The organism is Selenomonas sputigena ATCC 35185, from assembly GCF_000208405.1.
GTDB lineage: Bacteria > Bacillota > Negativicutes > Selenomonadales > Selenomonadaceae > Selenomonas > Selenomonas sputigena.
The window spans coordinates 2467352-2486394 of record NC_015437.1 but is presented as its reverse complement, the minus strand read 5'-3'; the positions used below and the strand labels follow the sequence as shown (position 1 = coordinate 2486394).

At 61.5% G+C, this 19043-nt stretch carries 18 protein-coding genes; 16 read left to right on the top strand and 2 right to left on the bottom strand.

The window, feature by feature from the left end:
• Positions 1 to 29: 29 nt before the first annotated feature.
• The 9 genes from SELSP_RS11325 (at position 30) to SELSP_RS11285 (ending at position 6762) form a co-directional block, all read left to right on the top strand.
• On the top strand, positions 30 to 419 hold the full coding sequence (locus tag SELSP_RS11325; protein ID WP_006192515.1) for a rhodanese-like domain-containing protein: 390 nt from the start codon (positions 30 to 32) through the stop codon (positions 417 to 419).
• A 56-nt stretch (positions 420 to 475) separates the two neighbouring features.
• Positions 476 to 958 (top strand): DUF3990 domain-containing protein, encoded by a 483-nt coding sequence (locus SELSP_RS11320; protein ID WP_006192514.1) that lies wholly within the window; start codon positions 476 to 478, stop codon positions 956 to 958.
• On the top strand, positions 955 to 1194 hold the full coding sequence (locus SELSP_RS11315) for a hypothetical protein (protein WP_006192512.1): 240 nt from the start codon (positions 955 to 957) through the stop codon (positions 1192 to 1194). Before SELSP_RS11320 ends, SELSP_RS11315 begins: the two co-directional genes overlap by 4 nt.
• Positions 1195 to 1196: 2 nt before the next feature.
• Positions 1197 to 1421, top strand: coding sequence for a DUF3791 domain-containing protein (locus SELSP_RS11310; protein ID WP_006192511.1), 225 nt, complete (start codon positions 1197 to 1199; stop codon positions 1419 to 1421).
• Between the two features lie 65 nt (positions 1422 to 1486).
• Entirely contained in the window at positions 1487 to 2587 is a 1101-nt protein-coding gene (gene mqnE / locus SELSP_RS11305) for an aminofutalosine synthase MqnE (RefSeq protein WP_006192509.1), read from the top strand.
• Entirely contained in the window at positions 2587 to 3627 is a 1041-nt protein-coding gene (mqnC, locus tag SELSP_RS11300) for a cyclic dehypoxanthinyl futalosine synthase (protein ID WP_006192507.1), read from the top strand. Before mqnE ends, mqnC begins: the two co-directional genes overlap by 1 nt.
• Entirely contained in the window at positions 3628 to 4479 is an 852-nt protein-coding gene (locus SELSP_RS11295; RefSeq protein WP_006192506.1) for an MTAP family purine nucleoside phosphorylase, read from the top strand.
• 18 nt (positions 4480 to 4497) lie between these two features.
• Positions 4498 to 5949, top strand: a complete 1452-nt coding sequence (locus tag SELSP_RS11290) for a TrkH family potassium uptake protein (RefSeq protein WP_006192505.1) — start codon at positions 4498 to 4500, stop codon at positions 5947 to 5949.
• A gap of 93 nt (positions 5950 to 6042) precedes the next feature.
• Positions 6043 to 6762 (top strand): DUF169 domain-containing protein, encoded by a 720-nt coding sequence (locus SELSP_RS11285; RefSeq protein ID WP_006192504.1) that lies wholly within the window; start codon positions 6043 to 6045, stop codon positions 6760 to 6762.
• Here SELSP_RS11285 and SELSP_RS11280 read toward each other — a convergent pair.
• The gene (locus SELSP_RS11280; RefSeq protein WP_013741070.1) at positions 6722 to 8140 is read right to left on the bottom strand and encodes a glycosyltransferase family 2 protein; all 1419 of its coding nucleotides are present in this window, start codon (positions 8138 to 8140) and stop codon (positions 6722 to 6724) included. The two genes, SELSP_RS11285 and SELSP_RS11280, sit on opposite strands and share 41 nt — an antisense overlap.
• Positions 8141 to 8243: 103 nt before the next feature.
• Between SELSP_RS11280 and SELSP_RS11275 the strand changes: the two genes are divergently transcribed.
• From SELSP_RS11275 to alr, 7 genes are all read left to right on the top strand, one after another.
• Positions 8244 to 11876 (top strand): dynamin family protein, encoded by a 3633-nt coding sequence (locus tag SELSP_RS11275; protein ID WP_013741069.1) that lies wholly within the window; start codon positions 8244 to 8246, stop codon positions 11874 to 11876.
• 66 nt (positions 11877 to 11942) lie between these two features.
• Positions 11943 to 12857, top strand: coding sequence for a substrate-binding domain-containing protein (locus tag SELSP_RS11270; protein ID WP_006192500.1), 915 nt, complete (start codon positions 11943 to 11945; stop codon positions 12855 to 12857).
• A 1-nt stretch (position 12858) separates the two neighbouring features.
• Positions 12859 to 14103 carry an ATP-binding protein gene (locus SELSP_RS11265; protein WP_006192499.1) on the top strand — a complete coding sequence of 415 codons (1245 nt, stop codon included), beginning with the start codon at positions 12859 to 12861 and terminating at the stop codon, positions 14101 to 14103.
• Positions 14103 to 14753 (top strand): response regulator transcription factor, encoded by a 651-nt coding sequence (locus SELSP_RS11260; protein WP_006192497.1) that lies wholly within the window; start codon positions 14103 to 14105, stop codon positions 14751 to 14753. Before SELSP_RS11265 ends, SELSP_RS11260 begins: the two co-directional genes overlap by 1 nt.
• A gap of 15 nt (positions 14754 to 14768) precedes the next feature.
• Positions 14769 to 15812: a hypothetical protein gene (locus SELSP_RS11255; protein ID WP_013741068.1), complete on the top strand. Its 1044-nt coding sequence runs from the start codon at positions 14769 to 14771 to the stop codon at positions 15810 to 15812.
• A 95-nt stretch (positions 15813 to 15907) separates the two neighbouring features.
• Positions 15908 to 17185 carry a serine--tRNA ligase gene (serS, locus tag SELSP_RS11250; RefSeq protein ID WP_013741067.1) on the top strand — a complete coding sequence of 426 codons (1278 nt, stop codon included), beginning with the start codon at positions 15908 to 15910 and terminating at the stop codon, positions 17183 to 17185.
• A 38-nt stretch (positions 17186 to 17223) separates the two neighbouring features.
• Positions 17224 to 18342 carry an alanine racemase gene (alr, locus tag SELSP_RS11245; RefSeq protein WP_013741066.1) on the top strand — a complete coding sequence of 373 codons (1119 nt, stop codon included), beginning with the start codon at positions 17224 to 17226 and terminating at the stop codon, positions 18340 to 18342.
• 322 nt (positions 18343 to 18664) lie between these two features.
• On the opposite strand, the gene SELSP_RS12635 is transcribed toward alr, so the two are convergent.
• Positions 18665 to 18805, bottom strand: coding sequence for a hypothetical protein (locus SELSP_RS12635; RefSeq protein WP_006193350.1), 141 nt, complete (start codon positions 18803 to 18805; stop codon positions 18665 to 18667).
• Between the last annotated feature and the right edge of the window lie 238 nt (positions 18806 to 19043).

Genomic DNA, 19043 nt, shown 5'->3' with positions numbered 1-19043 from the left:
GAGAATTGAGATTGCAAAGGAGCGATACTATGAAAAAGATTATTATCTTGACGGCATTGATGGCGCTGACGCTTTTTGCGGGCGGCTGCGGCGGGCAGGCGGCGGGTGCGCCGCGCCAGGTGTCGGCAGCTGAGGCGCAGAAGATGATGGCGTCGGAGAAGGACTATATCATCGTCGATGTGCGGACGAAGGGCGAATACGCTACGGGACATATTCCGAAGGCGATCAACATCCCGAATGAGAGCATCGACAAGACTCCGCCTGCAGAGCTTAAGGACAAGAATCAGCTGATCCTCGTCTACTGCCGCAGCGGCAAGCGCAGCCATGATGCGGCGCAGAAACTTGCTGCCATGGGCTATGGAAACATCGTCGATTTCGGCGGCATCATGGACTGGACGGGCGAAGTGGTGACGGATTGAGCGGGTTCTCCGACACGGAGTGAAGAGTAAGAGCCGCTGGACAGGAGGCATTCGGCGTGGTTTTGTACCATGGGAGCAATGCGACGGTAGAGCATCCGAGACTCATCAAGCAGAATCGCTATCTGGACTTCGGCTTCGGGTTCTATACGACGACAAACCGGGCGCAGGCTGTAAACTTTGCCGGCAAGGTTGCGGCCAGGCGCAGAACTGGAGAAGCGACCTTGAATATATATTCGGTAGATGAAGCCGAGGCTTTTCAGCAATGCAGTCTGCTTCGCTTCGCCGATGCGGATGAGGCGTGGCTCGACTTCGTCATGGCGAATCGTCAAGGGGTGTATCAGGGCAGACAGTATGATCTGATTTACGGTGCAGTGGCAAATGACGATGTGTACCGCGTCCTTGCGCTCTATATGACGGGCGTGATGGATCGGGAGCAGACCTTGGCGGCTCTGAAGATCCGAAGATTGTTCAACCAGTTGGTATTTGCGACAGAAAAGGCCTTGCAATATCTGCATTTTGAAGGGAGGGAGCTTGTATGAACGAGGAGCAGTTCAGTGCGATGCTGGCCATCCTTGTGCCGCCTGTCATCGAGCGGATCATAGAGAACAGCAATATTGACGAAGATAAGGCGGTTTCCTGTTTCTATCAGTCCGAACTTTACAAGGAACTTTCGGATGAGAAATCGAAACTATGGCATTATAGCCCCTTGACACTGTATACGATGTATCAGGATGAACTTCTGACAGGCTCTTACGATTACCCGGAGGGGACGTAAAGATGGGAAGGAAGACGGCGTTTCTGATTTATTGTATGGAAAGGTATCGCTATTTCAAGCGTCTTTCAGGTGCGGAAACCGCCAAGATCTTTGAGAAATATGACGTTTACGGTTATATCATGAAGTATTTTGAATCCCTGCATACGATGGGGGATTCCTGCATCGTGCAGGATATTGATGATTATATCCGCGGCATGGACGGACTGGGCGAAACAGTGACGGATTGAGCGGTTTGCTGCTCAAAAGGCGAGATGGCCGCGCGATCATGTGATTTGAGGAGAACTAAGATACGATGACGATATTGGAATCTGCACGCCGCAAGGCGGAGCAGGGGGAGAGGCTGAACCTTGCGGACGCCTTGGCGCTCTACGAGGAGAACGACCTTCTTTTTCTCGCGGATGTGGCGCGGCGTGCGAAGGAACGCGCGAGCGGCAGGAGTGTCTTTTTTAATGTGAACCGCCATATCAATCTGACGAATATCTGCACGTCAGGCTGCCCCTTGTGTGCCTTTCAAGTGGCGGAAGGCGAGAGCCATGGCTATGTGATGGAGGCGGCGGACGTCGCACGCGTCCTTGCCGAGGCGAAAGAGGTCAAGCGGCTCGGCGAGATCCATATCGTCTCGGCGCTTCATCCGACGAAGCCTTTCGACTACTATATCAATGTCGTGCGCCAGGTCAAGGCGGCTCTGCCCGATGCCGACATCAAGGCGTTCACGCCCGTTGAGATCGTGCATTTTGCCGAGATGACGGGAAAGAGCGTCAAGGAGGTGCTCGCCCTTTTGCAGGAGGCGGGGCTTTCTTCGCTTCCGGGCGGCGGCGCGGAGATTCTCGCGGACCGCGTGCGCGCGATCATCTGTCCGAAGAAGGCGACGGCCGCCCAGTGGATCGAGACGATGAAGGCCGCGCATTCTCTCGGCATACGCACGAACGCGACGATGCTCTACGGTCATGTGGAGACGATCGAGGAGCGCCTGCAGCACCTCGTCACTTTGCGCGACATACAGGACGAGACGGGCGGCTTCCAGGCGTTCGTCTCCTTCCCCTTTCATCCCGCGAATACGCAGCTTGCGAAGGACTATGCGCTGGAGCGCGTCGGCTCGTGGGAGGACATGAAGATGATGGCGCTCTCGCGCCTTATCCTCGACAACATCCGCCACATCAAGGCGTTTTGGATCATGTTGACGATGCCCGTGGCGCAACTCGCCCTGGGCTTCGGCGCGGACGACCTCGACGGCACGATCGGCGAGGAGAAGATCATCCACGCGGCGGGCGCCAAGACGGGCACGGGCATCACGCGCGAAAGGCTCTGCCGCATCATCCGCGAGGCGGGCTACGAGCCTGTGGAGCGCGACACATTTTATCACGCGTTGGCGAGCGGAGAGGGGGAAGCGTAATGCGCCTGACGGAAAAGGAGGGCGAGGCTCTTCTCCTCGCACAAGATCCGATCGCGCTCGGACGCGAGGCCGATGTCGTGCGGCGCGCGCGCTACGGCAACCGCACGACGTTCATCGTTGACCGCAACATCAACTACACGAACATCTGCCGCAACGAGTGCAGCTTCTGCGCCTTCTACCGCCGCTTGGACGCGGCGGACGCCTACCTGCTCTCCTACGAGGAAATCCTCGAAAAGGCGCGTGAGACGGTCGAGGCGGGCGGCACGCAGCTGATGATTCAGGGCGGTCTGCATCCGGAGCTGGGTCTTGCCTATTACGAGGAAATGCTGCGCCGTTTGAAGCGCGAGTTTCCCATGCTGACGATCCACTCTTTCACGGCGACAGAGATCCTCTATTTCGCAGAGAAGGCGGGGCTTTCCGTCGAGGAGACATTGAAGCGGCTGCAGGCGGCGGGACTTGACAGCCTGCCGGGCGGCGGCGCGGAGATCCTTGTCGACCGCATCCGCAAGAGGATTGCGCCGAAGAAGATCATGACGGACGACTGGCTGCGCATCATGAAGACGGCGCACACGATCGGCATGGAGAGCACGGCGACGATGGTCATCGGCTTCGGCGAGACGATGGCCGACCGCATCGAGCACATGGAGAAGGTGCGCCGCCTGCAGGATGAGACGGGGGGCTTCCGCGCCTTCATCACATGGACATTTCAGCCCGGCCACACGGAGCTTGGCGGCGAGAAGACAAGCTCGTGGGACTACCTGACGACGCTGGCTCTGACGCGCCTCTACCTCGACAACATCGCGCACATCCAAGGCTCGTGGGTCACGCAGGGCGAGCGCATCGGGCAGCTGACGCTGGGCTTCGGCGCGGACGACCTCGGCAGCGTCATGCTCGAAGAGAACGTCGTCAAGGCGGCGGGCACGCGCTACGAGATGTCGATTCAGAAGATGGTGCGCCTGATTCAAGGCGCGGGCAGAGAAGCCGCGCAGCGCGATACGGAGTACCGTGTTTTGAAAACCTTCAGCGAAAGGAGAGAATAAATGGCACAGCAAGAAATTCCCGCCGCATCGTTTGGCGTCGTCGGCGGCTCGGGCACGCTTTCGAGTGATTTTCCCGCGCGTCTTCCCGATAAGGATATAAAAATTCTCGCCGACAATCTCATCTTTGACACGCCCTACGGAAAGAGTCCCGCTTTTCGCCTGTTCTCGGTCGGCGAGGTGCGTGCGCTCTCGTGCCGTATGCACGGCTGGCGCTCGGGCGTGACGCGTGCCGACGCTTCGCGCCAAGTCTTCTGGGTCTTCCGCGAGGCCGGCGTCGTGCGCGTCCTCTCCGAGGGCGGCGTCGGCACGGCGAATCATTTGCTCGATCCGCGCGATTTCCTGATTCCCGACGATTATCTCGACCTCTCGAACCGCAAGGACGTCATGCTCGACGGCAGGTATCTGCTCATCATGCGCGATGCCCTCTGCCCCGAGCTTCGCGCTTCGCTTCTGGCGGCGACGAAGAAGCGCTTTTCGGGTCGCATCTTCGACCGCGGCATTTACGCGTGCACCGATGGGCGCCACTTCGAGAGTCCTGCTGAAGTCGCCATGCTCAAGGGCTGCGCCGACATCATCGGGCAGAGCATCTGCCCCGAGGTCTACCTCGCGCGTGAGATCGGCGCGTGCTACGCGGGGCTTTACTACGTCGTGAACTACGGCGAGGGCATCCGACCCAAGTGGTCGTACGGCACGATGAAGGACATCTTCTACGACGACGCGCCGATGATCGGCGAGGTGCTCGCAGAAACGATTCGGGAAACAGCGGCGAAGGAGCGCCATTGCGAGTGCCTCGCGCTTCGCAAGGAAACCCTCTTGAAGGACGTCTACAACGAGGCGTCCGACAAGGGGTAGAAAGGGAGGGCTTCTCCTTTGGACATCAAGGTCGTGGCGTACTTTTTGGGGCGCATCGCGCAGGCCGAAGGGCTGATTTTCCTCGTGCCGCTCGCCGTTTCCCTGTGGTACGTCGAATCCTCTCGCTTGCCGCTCTTCGCTACAGCCCTCTTGAGTGCAGCGGCGGGCACGGCGCTTCGCCGCGCAGGAAAAGAGCCGGGCGAACGTCTGACGCTTCGCGAGGGCATCGCCATCACGGGCGGCGGCTGGCTTCTGGCGACCTTCCTCGGCATGCTGCCGTACCTTCTGGGCGGCTATCTCGGCTACCTCGACGGCGTCTTTGAGAGCATATCGGGCTTCACGGGCACGGGCGCGACCGTCGTCGAAGACATCGAGGCCCTGCCTCAGGGCGTGCTCCTCTGGCGAAGCCTCACGCATTGGCTCGGCGGCCTCGGCATCATCGTCATCTTCATCGCTCTTTTGCCCGCGACGGGGCAGGGCGCCATCACGATGTACAACGCCGAATCGAGCGCACAGGGATCGGAGCGCGTCCTGCCGCGCCTCAAGGACCTCACGAGCGTGCTCTTTCGCATCTACGTCGTCCTGACGGGCGCGGCGTTCCTCGCCTTCTTCGCCTGCGGCATGAGTGCGCTCGACGCCGTCAACCATGCGATGTCGACGATCGGCACGGGCGGCTTCTCGACGTACAACGCGAGCGCCGCGCATTTCGGAAGTCCTGCCATCGAGCTATGGATGTCGCTCTTCATGTTCATCTCAGGCGGCAGCTTTGGGCTCTACTACCGGGTTTACAAGAAAGGGCCACAGGTGCTCTGGCGCAACTCCGAGTTCAAGGCGTACTTAGGCATCGTCGGCGGCGCCGTGCTGCTCATCGCGGCGAATCTTTTCTACCGAGGGCTTTACAACGTGCCCGACGCTTTGCGCTTCGCGCTCTTTCAGGCGACGTCGCTCTCGACGACGGGCTTCGTCTCCGCCGACTACGAACTTTGGCCGGGCTTTTCCAAAGGCATCCTGCTTCTCCTCATGCTCACGGGCGGCTGCGTCGGCTCGACGGCGGCGGGACTCAAGATCGCGCGCATCCTCGTGCTCTTTCGCATGGTGCGCACGATCGTGCTGGAAAAGCTTCACCCGCGCGTCACGACGCCCGTGCGCATCAACGGCGCGAGCGTCGACGAGGCGACACTCCACCGCACGGCGGTCTTCTTCTTCCTCTACGTCCTCTCCATCGCCTTTTTCGCCGTGCTCATGACGGCGGACAACATCAAGACCTTTGATGCCATCGGCATCAGCGTGACGACCGTCGGCTGCATCGGCCCTGCGTTTGGCATCGCGGGCGCGACGGAGAACTACGCGGGACTTTCCGACTTCACGAAGGGCATCCTCTGCTTCGCCATGCTGCTCGGCCGGCTCGAATTCTTCACGCTGCTCGTCATGCTCTATCCGTCGTTCTGGCGGTCGAAGAAGAATTGGTGATGACGGAAAATATATTGAAGAAACCTTGATCTTGTATCTCACGAGGACAGGATCGCACAGCGATTTGTTTTAGCAAAAGGAGCGCGACGATTCATGGAAAGCAAAATCGCAAAACTGATCCATCTGAAAAACCAACCCGTAGCAGTGCTTCATGCGGATGCGGCGCCTGAGAACGCCGTGCAGTTCAAGGAAGGCGTTTGGGGATGCTCGGTCGCCTTGCTTCTGACCGCAAGCAAGGGAAAGACGGCCGTTTTTGCTGAAAAGACGACCGCCTGTCTCGGTGCGAAGACGGGATTGGGCTTTCAGGATTACCCGCACGGTTGGATCGAATATTTCCTCTCAACGGGAAGCGAGCATATCGGCAGAGAAGGCGAGTTCTACAAGAAAACGCCGGAATTGGCGCGGGACTTCATCGAGAACATCAAGCGTCATGACGGCAAGCCCTATGTCGTCTGTAAGCCCTTGCGAGATGTCCTGCCCGAGGAGCGCCCGCTCGCGGTGATCTTCCTCGTCAATGCCGATCAGATCTCGGCTCTTGCTACGCTCGCGAACTACGACAAGAGGACGCAGGACAACGTCAAGCTGCTCTTCGGTGCGGGATGCGCCCAGGCGGTGCTCTATCCGGTGACCGAGGAGCAGGACGGCGGCAAGAGCTGCTTCATCGGGCTGACCGATCCTTCGGCGAGGAAGTGCATCCCGAAGGATATGCTTTCTTTTGGGATACCGTACAGCCGCTTCCTGGAGATGGAGCGTGAGGCGGAGGGAAGCTTCCTCACGAAGGAGACGTGGCGGAAGATTTCGATGCGTCTATAGGAGGCAGGATGACTTCTGCCTGAACAATCCTTTCCAGCGCTTTCGGCTCGACATCCTGCAGATATATCCATTGCCCTCTCCTTTTCGCTTCGGCGACGGACGCATCGACCTTTTGATAGTAGTCTTTCACTTCTTCGTAATAGTCGAGCCACGCATCTTCCATATCCTCTTCGTTGAAGATGTGCCACTTGCACCAGCTGGAAAGCTCCGGATACTTTTCGGCGATCAGCGCGAAGCATGCTTGATTGTCACGGATGACCTGCGCCTGTCGGCGTTCGTCCGTGCTCGTCGATATGCCGCTGCCGTACTCGTACCAGATGAGGTTGTGATTCCAGAAGCCGATGTCGATGCCGTCGGCGATCATGAGGGTGTAGGCGCGGTCTTCGAGATGAACGGCCTTGCCCAGCAGTGGCTTCGTGTACTGCATGAGGAGCTTGCGGCGCGTCATGAAGGCGGCGCCGATCGGGTAATCCTGACATAGAAGATGCGCCCTTCTTGCTGCGGCGAAGTCGTTCCTTTCATACGGCTCCAAATTCCGCGGGTGCATTTCATCCAATATATGATAATACCCGCCCTCTTCACGATAGTAGCAGGCGCGTCCGAAGGCGGCCGGATACCCGCTCTCTTCCATGAAACGGAACATGTCGGCCAATACATGGTCGCTGTACAGGTAGTCGCCGGGAGAGATGTTCTTGATGTACTTCCCTCGCGCATGGGAAAAGGCGCGGTACACATTGTGTACGACACCTTGATTTTTGGGTGCTTGAAGAATCTTGTAGGCTGTGAATCCCTTGGAAGCGAGAGCATCTTCGATGGCCTTCCTCGGGAAATCTTCCGAGCCGTCATCGGCGATGACGATCTCGAACGAGCAGCCCTTCTGCTCAACGACGGAAGCGAGCGTCCTTTCGAGCTTCAGAAAATCCGACCGATAGGTGAGAATGCAGACGGACACATCGAAATGCGTATCGTCCCCGCGCGCTTCGTCGCGGGAAAAGATTGCCGCATCGCCGCCGTAAAGGATTCGCGGCTGCGTTTCGAGGTGGTTCAAGAGGCGCAGCGAACGCTCTTCTCTCGTGAGGATCAAGACGTCCGCCAGACGAAGCGCGGCAGAAGACAGCGCCGCCTCACTTTCGAAGGTCAGTACCGCCGGCGCGTCGTCGCCGAGCGCGTCAAGCGCTTGACTGAACTGCGCCAGCGGCTCTTGAACTCCTTCTGCGGCGGACAAGTCAAGCAGCAGCGCCACGTTGTCTGCCGCGCAAAAGATTTTGACGTATCGATCGAATACCGTGCGCCATACGGCTTCCGGCGCTTGGAAGTCCGGCAGGAAATAGTAGAGCCGTATGCCTTCTTTTTTCAGGTTTTGAAGAGTTTCTATCATTTCGATTCCTTTCCCTGCAGGTTTGCCGCTCATGCAAGACGTTCTGACTTCCATCGTAATCCATACGGCGGCAGAAAGCAAGGGCGAAGTCAAAGGAGGATCTATGCAAAGCGTCATCTTGAAGAGCCGACTGCTGCGGCTTTACGATCATTTTGCAGCCGAGGGTGATGCGGCGAGCGCACGCAAGGTGCGCCAGCTTGCCGAAAAGCTCGTGCGCGGCGAATTCGGCGTCGCTTTCTGCGGTCATTTTTCGGCGGGCAAGTCGCGCATGATCAACCGCCTCCTCGGCGCGATGCTCCTGCCGTCGAGTCCCATACCGACGAGCGCGAACCTCGTCTACGTCAGGCACGGCGAAGAGTACGCCGAGGCACGCTTTAGAGAAGGCAGGCCGCGCCGCTACCTCGCGCCCTACGACTACGACCTCGTGAAATCGTTCTGCCGCGACGGCACGGCGATCGAGAGCATCGAGATCTCGACGGCGGCCGCATCTCTTCCTGCGGGCGTCGTGCTCATGGACACGCCGGGCATTGACTCGACCGATGCCGCGCACCGCCTGGCGACGGAAGAGGCAATCCACCTCGCCGACCTCATCTTCTACGTCATGGACTACAACCATGTGCAGTCGGAGGAGAGCTTCCTCTTCACGAAGTCGCTGACGGAAGCGGGAAAGCGCGTCGCGCTCGTCATCAACCAGATCGACAAGCACCGCGAGGAGGAGCTTTCCTTCGCCGCGTTTGCTGCCGGCGTCAAGGACGCTTTCGCCGCATGGGGCGTCGCGCCCGAGGCGGTTTTCTTCACATCGATGAAGGACGAGGCGCACGCGCATAGCGACTTCAAGGCGATGCAGGCCTTCCTGCGCGATGCGCTCGAAAATCGTGCGGCGGCGCTCGAAGAATCGATCGCCCGCTCTCTCGAAAAGATCTGCGCCGACGCCGTAAGCCGTGAGGAAAAGGCAGAGGAGAAGGGGCTTGCCGACGCCCGCCGCGTGCTCGAACCTCTGTCGGTCGCGGAGCGCGACGCGCTCTGGGCGGGCAGCCGCGCCTTGGAACAGGAGGCACAGAGCCTTCGTGAGGACGGACGCGCCGCCTTCAACGAGGGGATTGAAAAGATCCTCGCCAACGCCTACATGATGCCGTACGAGGTGCGCGAACTGGCGCGTCTTTACCTCGAAGCCTCCTCGCCCGGCTTCAAGGTCGGCTTCTTTGGGCGCGGCAAGAAAACGGCGGCGGAGCGTGCTGCCCGCCGCGAGCGCCTGTGGCAGGCTCTCGCGGAGAAGGTGCGGCTGCAGGTCGATTGGCACATCGCGACGTATCTGAAGGATTTTGCGCGCGACCGACACATCGAGGGCGGGGCGGCCGCCGCCTTCGCCGAGAATTTCACGGCTCTGCCTGAAGAAGATGTGCTGGAAAAGAATCAAAAAGAAGGCGCGAGCACGAGCTACGACGGCAGCTATGTGCTGAACTACACGGCCGCGCTCGAAAAGGCGGTCAAAGAGTGCGCGCGCTCGCGTCTCGCCGCCGTCGGAGACGATCTCCTCTCACGTATGGAGGAGCGGAACGGCGTGCGCCTCGCCGCCATCGAGGCAGAGCTTTCGGGCATGGCCGAAGAAGTCGCGGCGCTCTTCGCCGTGCGGCAGGCGAAGAAGCGCGTCCAGGCGAAGCGGGAAGCCTTGGCGAAGCTTCTCGCGAGCGAGGAACGCGCGGACACGGCAAACGCTTCGCTCTTCACGCTCGTGCCGCAGGCGGTCGAGATCGTAGAGGGCGACGGCACGCCGAGCGCGGCGGACAACGCGGCAGGGCGCGCGGTGCAAAAGGACGCGCCGGCCGAGGCTGCGTCTCTGGCGGCGGAAGCGGAGGAAATGCAGGCGGGCGCCGCCGCTTTGCCTGCCGATGACGCCGCGCGGGCAGACCTTGCGGCATGGGCGCCGCGCCTTCGCCGCGCGGGCGAACTCGTCGCGGACGTGCCGGGGCTTTCGCGGCTCGCCGAAGAGCTCTCCCTGCGTGCCGAGCGGCTCGAAGGGCACGGCTACCTCGTGACGCTCTTCGGCGCGTTCAGCGCGGGCAAGTCGTCCTTTGCGAATGCGCTCCTCGGCGAGAACCTTCTGCCCGTCTCGCCGAACCCGACGACCGCCGTCATACAGAAGATCCTGCCCGTGACGAAGGAAAAGCCGCACGGCACGGTGCGCGTCCACCTGAAGGACGAAGCGATGCTGCTCGCCGATCTGAACCGCGCCCTCGCGCCCTTCGAGCGCGAGGCGAAGACTCTCGCGGAAGCGCCCGCTCTCGTCGAGGACGTGCTGACGAGAGCGAGCGACCTGCGCCAGCAGCAGGCCTTCCTGCGCGCCTACGAGAAGGGGCGCGCGATGTTCGAGGGCAAGGCGGGCGCGTGGCTCGACTGCACGCTCGAAGACTTCGCCGCCTACGCGGTCGACGAGGACAAGGCATGCTTCGTCGAGGAGATCGAGATCTATAGCGACTGCGACCTCACGCGTCGGGGCGTCACGCTCGTTGACACGCCGGGCGCCGACTCCATCAACGCGCGTCACACCGACCTCTCCTTCCGCTTCATCCGCCAGTCCGACGCCATCCTCTTCGTCACGTATTACAACCACGCCTTTTCCCATGCCGACAGCGAATTTCTCGTGCAGCTCGGGCGCGTCAAGGACGCCTTCGAGATGGACAAGATGTTCTTCATCGTCAACGCCATTGACCTCGCCGAGAGCGAGGAGGACGCGAGCGACGTGCTCGCCTATGTGCGCGCGAACCTCTCGCGCTTCGGCATCAAGAGGCCGCGCCTTCATGCCGTATCGAGCCTTGCGATCCTCAAGGAAAAGCTCGCGGGCGAGCATCGCGGCACGCAGTTCGAGAACGCTTTCCACCACTTCATTTTCCACGACCTCGCAGGCCTTGCCGTACGCGCCGCCGAAGGCGACTATGCGCGTGCCCAAACGCTCTTGAGCCGCCTCATCGAAGAGAGCGAGGAAAGTGCCGAGAAGAAGGCCGAGCGGCGCGAATCGCTCGAAAAGAACGCGGCGCGGGCGAAGGACATTCTCGAAAAAGAGAGCAGCGAAGGCATCGAAAAACGCGCCGCGCAGGAGCAGGCGGAGCTTCTCTATTACGTCGCGGAGCGCGTCTTCCTGCGCTATGAGGACATGTTCCGCCTGAGCTTCAACGCCGCGACGCTCGGCCGCGAGCACGGCAAAGCGAGTCTCCAAAAGGCGATGAAGGAGCTTCTCGCGAGCCTCGGCTTCGACCTCGCGCAGGAGATGCGTGCGACCGCCGTGCGCTTGGAGCGCTTCCTCGCCAAGCGCGGCAAAGAACTGCAGGAGACGCTGGCAAAGACGCTCTCCGAGGGCGAGCGCGACTTCTCCTTCGGCATGGAAGCGACGGAGTTTGACTTTGACCTCTCGTTTCCGACGGCGTTCGCCGACGTCGAGCCGCAGGTCTTCGCCAAGGAAATTGCGCTCTTCAAGAGCCCCGCACAGTTCTTCGAAAAGGGTGGCAGCAAGATCATGGCGGAGGCGCTCAAGGAAAGGCTTCGCCCCATGGTCAGCGCCTATCTCGAAAGAGAGGGCGCACGCCTCGAAGAGCGCGTGCTTTCGGGCAGCCGCGCCGTATTCGAGGCGGCGCTCGCCCATGTGCAAAGGGAAGCGCAAGGCTACTACGAAGGTCACCGCGCCGCTCTGGCGGGCGGGCTTTCGGCGGCGAAACTGCGCGAGATCCGCGCGAAGCTCTGAGAAGGTGCGCGGCTCGTTTCGTGCAAAGCCCGCAAAAGATGCGAACATTCGCAAGGAGGTGACAGTATGGCCAAGAAGGGAGTCCTGCTGATCCTCGTCGCCCTCGCGCTCCTTTTTGCAGGCTGCGGCGACGAGAAAGGCTTCATCGACTTTACGCGTCATGCGGCCGCGCCTGCCGCACCTGCTGCAGAGCGCCCGCTCGTCATCGCCTTCGCGCCTGTCATGAGTCCCGAGGAGACGCGCCGCCCCTATGAGCGCATGACCGCCTACCTCGCCGAGAAGCTCGGCCGCCCCGTCACCATGGTGCAGAAGCGCGGCGCGGCAGAGCTTGACAGGCTCGTCGCGGCGGGCGAAGCCGACGTCGCCTTCCTCTCGACGGGCGCTTATACGGCGTACCGCGGCCACGAGCCGATCGAGCTTCTCGCCATGGTCGAGACGAAGGGCACGATCCTCTACCGCACCTTCGTCATCGTCGCCGCCGACAGCGAAATCGAGGACTTCGCCTCGCTCAAAGGACGCGTCTTCGCCTTCGTCGATCCGCTCAGTCATTCGGGCAGGCTCGCCGTCGATTACCGTCTGCTCGAAGAAGGGCTGACGCCCGAGCAGTATTTCGGGCGCATCTTCTACACGCACCACCACGACAAGTCGATCTGGGCGGTCGCCAACCACCTCGCCGATGGAGCGAGCATCGACAACCAGATCTATGAGCATATCGAGCAGACGAATCCGCAGCTCGCCGCGAAGGTGCGCATCATCGACGAGCTTGCCGTCGCTCCGACCGGCCCCGTCGTCGTGCGGCAGAACCTCGCGCCCGAGGAAAAGGAGCAGCTTCGCCGCATCTTCTATGAGATGGCGGACGACGAAGCCATGCGTCCCGTGCTGCAGTCGGCGGTCATCGACCGCTTCGTGCCGCCCGACGGCGGGCTTTACGAGCCTCTGCGGCAGAAGTTTCTCGCGCACGAGCGCCTTTCGGGAGAGTGACATGGAAAAGCAAAGCCTGACCGTCCGCTTCAACATCCTCCTCGTCGGCAGCGTGCTGCTCTGCGGACTCCTGCTCGGCGCGTTCTTCCTCGTGACCCTGCGGGCGACGCTGATCGAAGGGCTGAACCGCTCGGGGCGCGAGATCGCCTCGGCGCTCGGCGCGGTCATCGCGAGCGACATCCTCCTCGACGACCGCTTCACGATTTCCGACCAGTTGGAGCGCACGCTGGAAAAGAATCCCGAGGTGCGCTACATCCTCGTGACGTACCCCGACGGGCGCATCCTCGCGAGCACCTTCACCGACGGCCTGCCCGAAGGACTGCTGCCGCTTCGTGAAAAGGACGATTTGGAGCCGCATATTTACAGCAGCACCGATGGGCCGATCCGCGAGATCCTCTATCCGATCGACGACGGCATCACGGGCTATCTGCGCATCGGCCTCACCGAGCGCGAGGCGCGCGCCCTCGTCGAGCGGCGCGGCTTCGAGCTTTTCCTCGTGCTTCTCGCGCTCGCGCTCCTCGCGACGTTCCTCGCGACGCGCTACGCGAAGCTCTTCGGCGCATTGCAGCAGAAGGAACGGCTTCGCCTCTGGCTCATCGGCCAGCTCTTCTCGGCGCGTGAGGACGAGAGGCGGCGCATCTCGCGTGAGCTGCACGACGAAACGAGCCAGTCGATGGCTTCGATCCTCGCCTACTTGCGCATCCTGCACGGCAAGCTCACGACGCCCGAGCAGCGGGAACTGCTGCAGGAGGCGCGGGAACTGACGAGCGAGGCGCTGCAGGGCCTGAAGCAGCTCGCCGTCGATCTTCATCCGCCGCTCCTCGAAGACCTCGGCCTCCTCGTTGCCATTGAGAAGTACATCGACACCCTGCGCCGCACGCACGGAGATCTGACCGTGCGATGGGAGACGCAAGGTGACTTCACAGGACTTGACCGCACGCTTGCACTCGTCATCTATCGCTCCGTACAGGAGGGGCTGACGAACATCGTGCGCCACGCACACGCACGCGAGGCGAGCGTGAAGCTTCGCGCGACGGCAAAGGAAGTATGCGTGGAAATCGCCGACGACGGCGTGGGCTTCGAGAAGGACACGGCGGAGAGGGCGCGTCTCGACCGCCACCTCGGCCTCGTGAGCATGAAAGAGCGCGCCGAGCTTCTCGAAGGCAGCTTCGCCGTCGAGAGTGCGCCGGGCGCGGGCACGCGCCTTTTCCTGTGCCTGCCGCGCAAGAAGGGAGGAGAAACGTGATGGAAAACAAGAAAGAACCGCTGCGCATCCTGCTCGCCGACGATCATCGCGTGCTGCGCAAAGGCCTGTCGCTGCTTCTCTCGTCCGAGGAAGATTTCAGCGTCGTCGCCGAAGCGTCCGACGGCGAGGAAGCGCTCGAAAAGGCGGCCAAGACTCCCGTCGACATCGCGCTCCTCGACCTCTCGATGCCGCACATGGGCGGCCTTGAGTGCCTGCGCCGCCTCAAGGCGATGCAGCCCGCCGTGCGCGTCCTCATCCTCACGATGCACAGCGAGCGCCAGTACGTCTGCGAGTGCCTGCGTGCGGGCGCGAACGGCTATTTGTGCAAGGACACGCTCGACGCCGAGCTTTTCCGCGCCCTGCGCACCGTCGCCGCAGGAGGGCGCTACCTCGGCGAGCGCGAGGCGGAGCTTCTGATCGACGGTGCGCTCGAAGAGCCTGAAGAGCCCGCCGCGCTTTCCACCAGGGAGCGCGAAGTCCTTGAACTCATCGTGCACGGCTACTCGCTCTCGACCATTGCCGACAAGCTCTACCTCTCGATCAAGACCGTCTCCACCTACAAGACGCGCCTCCTGCAGAAGCTCGACTGCACGCAGAACTCGGAACTCGTCGACTACGCGCTCAGGCACAATATATTGGGGAAGAAATGAAAGGGAGGGATTCTCATGGCGATTGCAGGGCCTCAAGCGCCGCAGGCGCCGACGCCGCCCGCTGTGCCGGGGCTGGCCGGCGCGTCGCAGGCGGTCGGCGGACTGCCGGACTTCGGCGCTTCCGGACAGGCGGCGATCGAGGGCGCACAGCAAAGAGCTGCCGACGCCGCACAGGCCGGCCAGGATGCGGCGGCCAATGCGCGTGCGGCGGGCGAGCGGCTCATGGGAACGCCCGAGCGAAAGACGCAGGAAAAGACGACGGGAGAAGAGGGCGGCAAGGAGGGCAAGCTCGCGCAGAAGCCGGCCACCGCCGCGCCCGAAGCGGGCGGCACAAAGAGCCAGACGACCTCCTCCGAGGCGGCAAATCTGCCGCCGGCGGCACAGGCGGTGCAGGAGAAGCCGGGCACGGAGACGCGTGTGCCGAAGCCGTCCGCCGACGAGCCGCCGCAGGGCTTCACCATGATGCACCTCGCCGTCGTCGCCGTCCTTTGCGCTTTTATCGCAGGCGTCTTCGCCTACAAGTTCCTGCATAGGAAAAAGGGCGAGACGACGCCCGCCATGCGTGCCGCGCGAGAGGCGGAGCTTCTGGCCGATCTTGAAACGATGCGCGCCGCACGCGAAAGGCGCGAATCCGACCGCGCTGCGAAGGTCGCCGCCGCCGGGCTTTCCGCCATCGCGGGCGCGGCGCAGCGCACCGCGCCGAAGGCGGCAGATGCGGCAGGTGCAGCAGATGCGCCGCCCGCTGCTGCGAGTGCGGCGGCCGCGGGCGGCGCACGCATGCAGGCTTTTGCCGCCATGCCCCCTTCGACCGACGCAGGGGCAGATTCCGCAAGGAAGCCGCCCGTTTCGGCAGGCGCTCCCGCCGCGCCCGACGCCTCGATGCTCGCCTCCCTTTCCGAGGCGCTTTCCGCCTTTCGCGAGGCGAGCCGCATGATGGACGGCGAAGCAGGCAGCAAGGCGACAGAAGAAGCGAAGAAAGCCGCACGCGCCGCAGCCATCCGCCAAGACCGCGAAGAGAAGCAGGACGGCGAGCACGGCGGCTTCGAGATCCGCATATAAGCTCATAGGAACTTTGCCGTAAGCGCCCCGCCTGTGCTATAATACGAAGATAAACGATTTGCGGCAGATATTTTCTGCCGATGGGAGGATTCGACATGCTGGACATCAAATTTGTCAGGGATCATATCGACGAGGTGCAGGCGATGCTCGAAAAGCGCTGCAACCCGCTGAAACTGAGCGGCTTCAAGGAGCTTGAGGAGAAGCGCCGCACGCTCCTGCAGGAGGCGGAAGAACTCAAGGCGCGGCGCAACAGCGTGTCGAAGGAGATCGGCGCGAAGAAGAAGCAGGGCGAGGACGTCGCGGCGATCTCCGCCGAAATGCGCGAGGTCGGCAAGAAAATCGCCGATCTCGACGCTCGGACGCGCGAGGTGGAAGACGAGCTGCACACCATCCTCCTGAACATCCCGAACATGCCGAAGGACGACGTGCCCATCGGCAAGGACGACACGGAGAATCCCGAAGTGCGCCGCTGGGGCGAGCCGCGAACGTTCACCTTCGAGCCGAAGGCGCACTGGGATCTCGGCGCCGATCTCGAAATCCTCGATGCCGAGCGTGCGGCAAAGGTCACGGGCGCACGATTCACCTTCTACAAGGGACTCGGCGCTAGGCTCGAACGCGCCTGCATCAACTTCATGATGGATCTGCACGCGACGAAGCACGGCTACACGGAAATGCTCGCGCCCTACATCGCGAACGAGGCGAGCATGATTGGCACGGGGCAGCTGCCGAAGTTCGCCGAAGACATGTTCAAGCTCGAAGGCCTCGACTACTACCTCGTGCCAACGGCGGAAGTGCCGACGACGAACTATCACCGCGACGAAATCCTCGACGGCAGGAAACTGCCCGAGCGCTACACGAGCTACACGGCATGCTTCCGCGCAGAAGCCGGCAGCGCGGGGCGCGACACGCGCGGTCTCATCCGCCAACACCAGTTCAACAAGGTCGAGCTGATCAAGTTCACGAAGCCCGAAGAATCGTGGGACGAGCTCGAAGGCATGGTCGATGCGGCGGAAGATGTACTGCGTATTTTGGAGATTCCCTATCACGTCGTGCTCCTTTGCACGGGCGACATGAGCTTCACGTCGGCAAAGACATACGACATCGAAGTCTGGATGCCCGCGCAGAACACCTACCGCGAGATCTCCTCGTGCTCGAACTGCCTCGACTACCAGGCGCGTCGCGCGAACATCAAGTTCCGCCGCGAGCCGAAGGCGAAGCCCGAGTTCTGCCACACGCTCAACGGCTCGGGGCTTGCCGTCGGGCGCACGGTCGCAGCGATCCTCGAAAACTATCAGCAGGAAGACGGCTCTGTGCGCGTACCGAAGGCGCTCGTCCCCTACATGGGCGGCGTGGAAGTCATCGAAAAGCCGTGATGGAACGGCACGACCATCAAAGCGAAGGGGGCTTTCCCATGAGCAAGCGTGCCGTCTGGGCTGAAATCAACCTCGGCGCGATCCGGCACAATTACCGCGTGATCGGCGAGGCGCTCTGTGGCGGCGCAAAACTCTGCGCCGTCGTCAAGGCGAACGCTTACGGGCACGGCGCTCTCGCCGTCGCGAAAGAGGCTGTCGCGGCGGGCGCGGCGTACCTCGCCGTCGCCACGCTCTCAGAAGCCGCCGAGCTTCGCCGCGCGGGGATTGGGACGCCGCTCCTCGTCCTCGGACTCATCGACCCTCTTGAAGCCGCCGAAGCCGTCTCCCTTGATGTGACGCAGACCGTTGCGAATCTCGCGCTCGCCAAAGCCATTTCCGCCGAAGCCCTCGCGCAGGAAAAGACGGCGAAGCTGCACCTCGCCATCGACACGGGTATGGGGCGCATCGGCTGCACGAGCGAAGAAGCGTCTGCGCTCGCGCGTGACATCGCCGTCCTGCCGAACATTGAGCTGGAGGGCGCGTTCTCTCACTTCGCCATGGCGGATGTCCGAGACAAGGCGCACGCAAGAGGACAGCTTGCGCTCTTCCTACGTGCCACGGAAGCCATAGAAGAGGCGGGTGTTCATCTGAAGCTGCGCCATATCGCTGAGAGCGCGGCGATCCTCCAAATGCCCGAAGCGCATCTCGACATGGTGCGTGCGGGTATCATCCAGTACGGCATGTATCCGAGCGAAGAAGTCGCTCGCGACGTACGCGAGACGTCGCCGCTTCGCCCCGCGATGGCGCTCAAGGCACGCGTGCTCTTCGTCAAGGACGTGCCCGAGGGCTTTGCCATCGGCTACGGCTGTACTTGGCACGCCAAGCGAAGGAGCCGCATCGCGACGCTCCCCCTCGGCTATGCCGACGGCTATATTCGCGCCCTCTCGGGCAAGGCGCACGTCGAAATCCTCGGCAAGACCGCTCCTGTCGTCGGCCGCATCTGCATGGATCAGTGCATGATCGACGTCACCGACATCGAAAGAGTCGCCGAAGGCACGGAAGTCACGCTCTTCGGCTCGGCGACGCTGAGTGCCGACAATGTTGCCGCTTGGCTCGGCACAATCAACTACGAGATCCCATGTCTCATCGCATCGCGCGTGCGGCGCGTCTATATCTGAGCTTTCAGGACATATATTCAGCGGCGTCCCCTTTCGCTTGAAATGGGACGCCGTTTTTGTTTGACAAAAAGGAGAAACCATGCTACAGTATGAACTATAGGAAAACCTCTTGGAGGCGAAAAAACGGGGCAGGTTTTCCGATTTTCCTCGAATCGCCGCAAGCCTTGCTATATAAGACTTGGCGGGGTTATTACATACTCGCTGGGTATGTAATAACAGCCGAAAAAGTGCGATCACATGTTCGGCTTCGAGGAGGTTTTCCAAAACCATGATTTGAGCCTTCTGTTTCTGCGGCCTCCCAGACACAGAGTCGCATGTGACCTCATACCGCTTGCGGTATTGAAACTGCTACGCCCTCATCGATGAGAATCTGAACTTCGTCGTCGCATGTGACCTCATACCGCTTGCGGTATTGAAACTCTACCTTCTCAACAGCAACCTCGTCAATGTTCTCACGTCGCATGTGACCTCATACCGCTTGCGGTATTGAAACCCTTCGAAAATTTCGATAGAAACACCGCCCTCGTGTGGAAGTCACATGTGACCTCATACTGCTTGCGGTATGGAAACTCCTCAGCCTGGTTGGCGTTGTTCCAGCGATCTGTTGTCGCATGAACCTTATACCGCTTGCGGTTTTGCAAAGAAAAAGAGAGCCATCCGGCTCTCTTTTTCTTTGCCTATCATCGCGCCCTGCAAGCGCT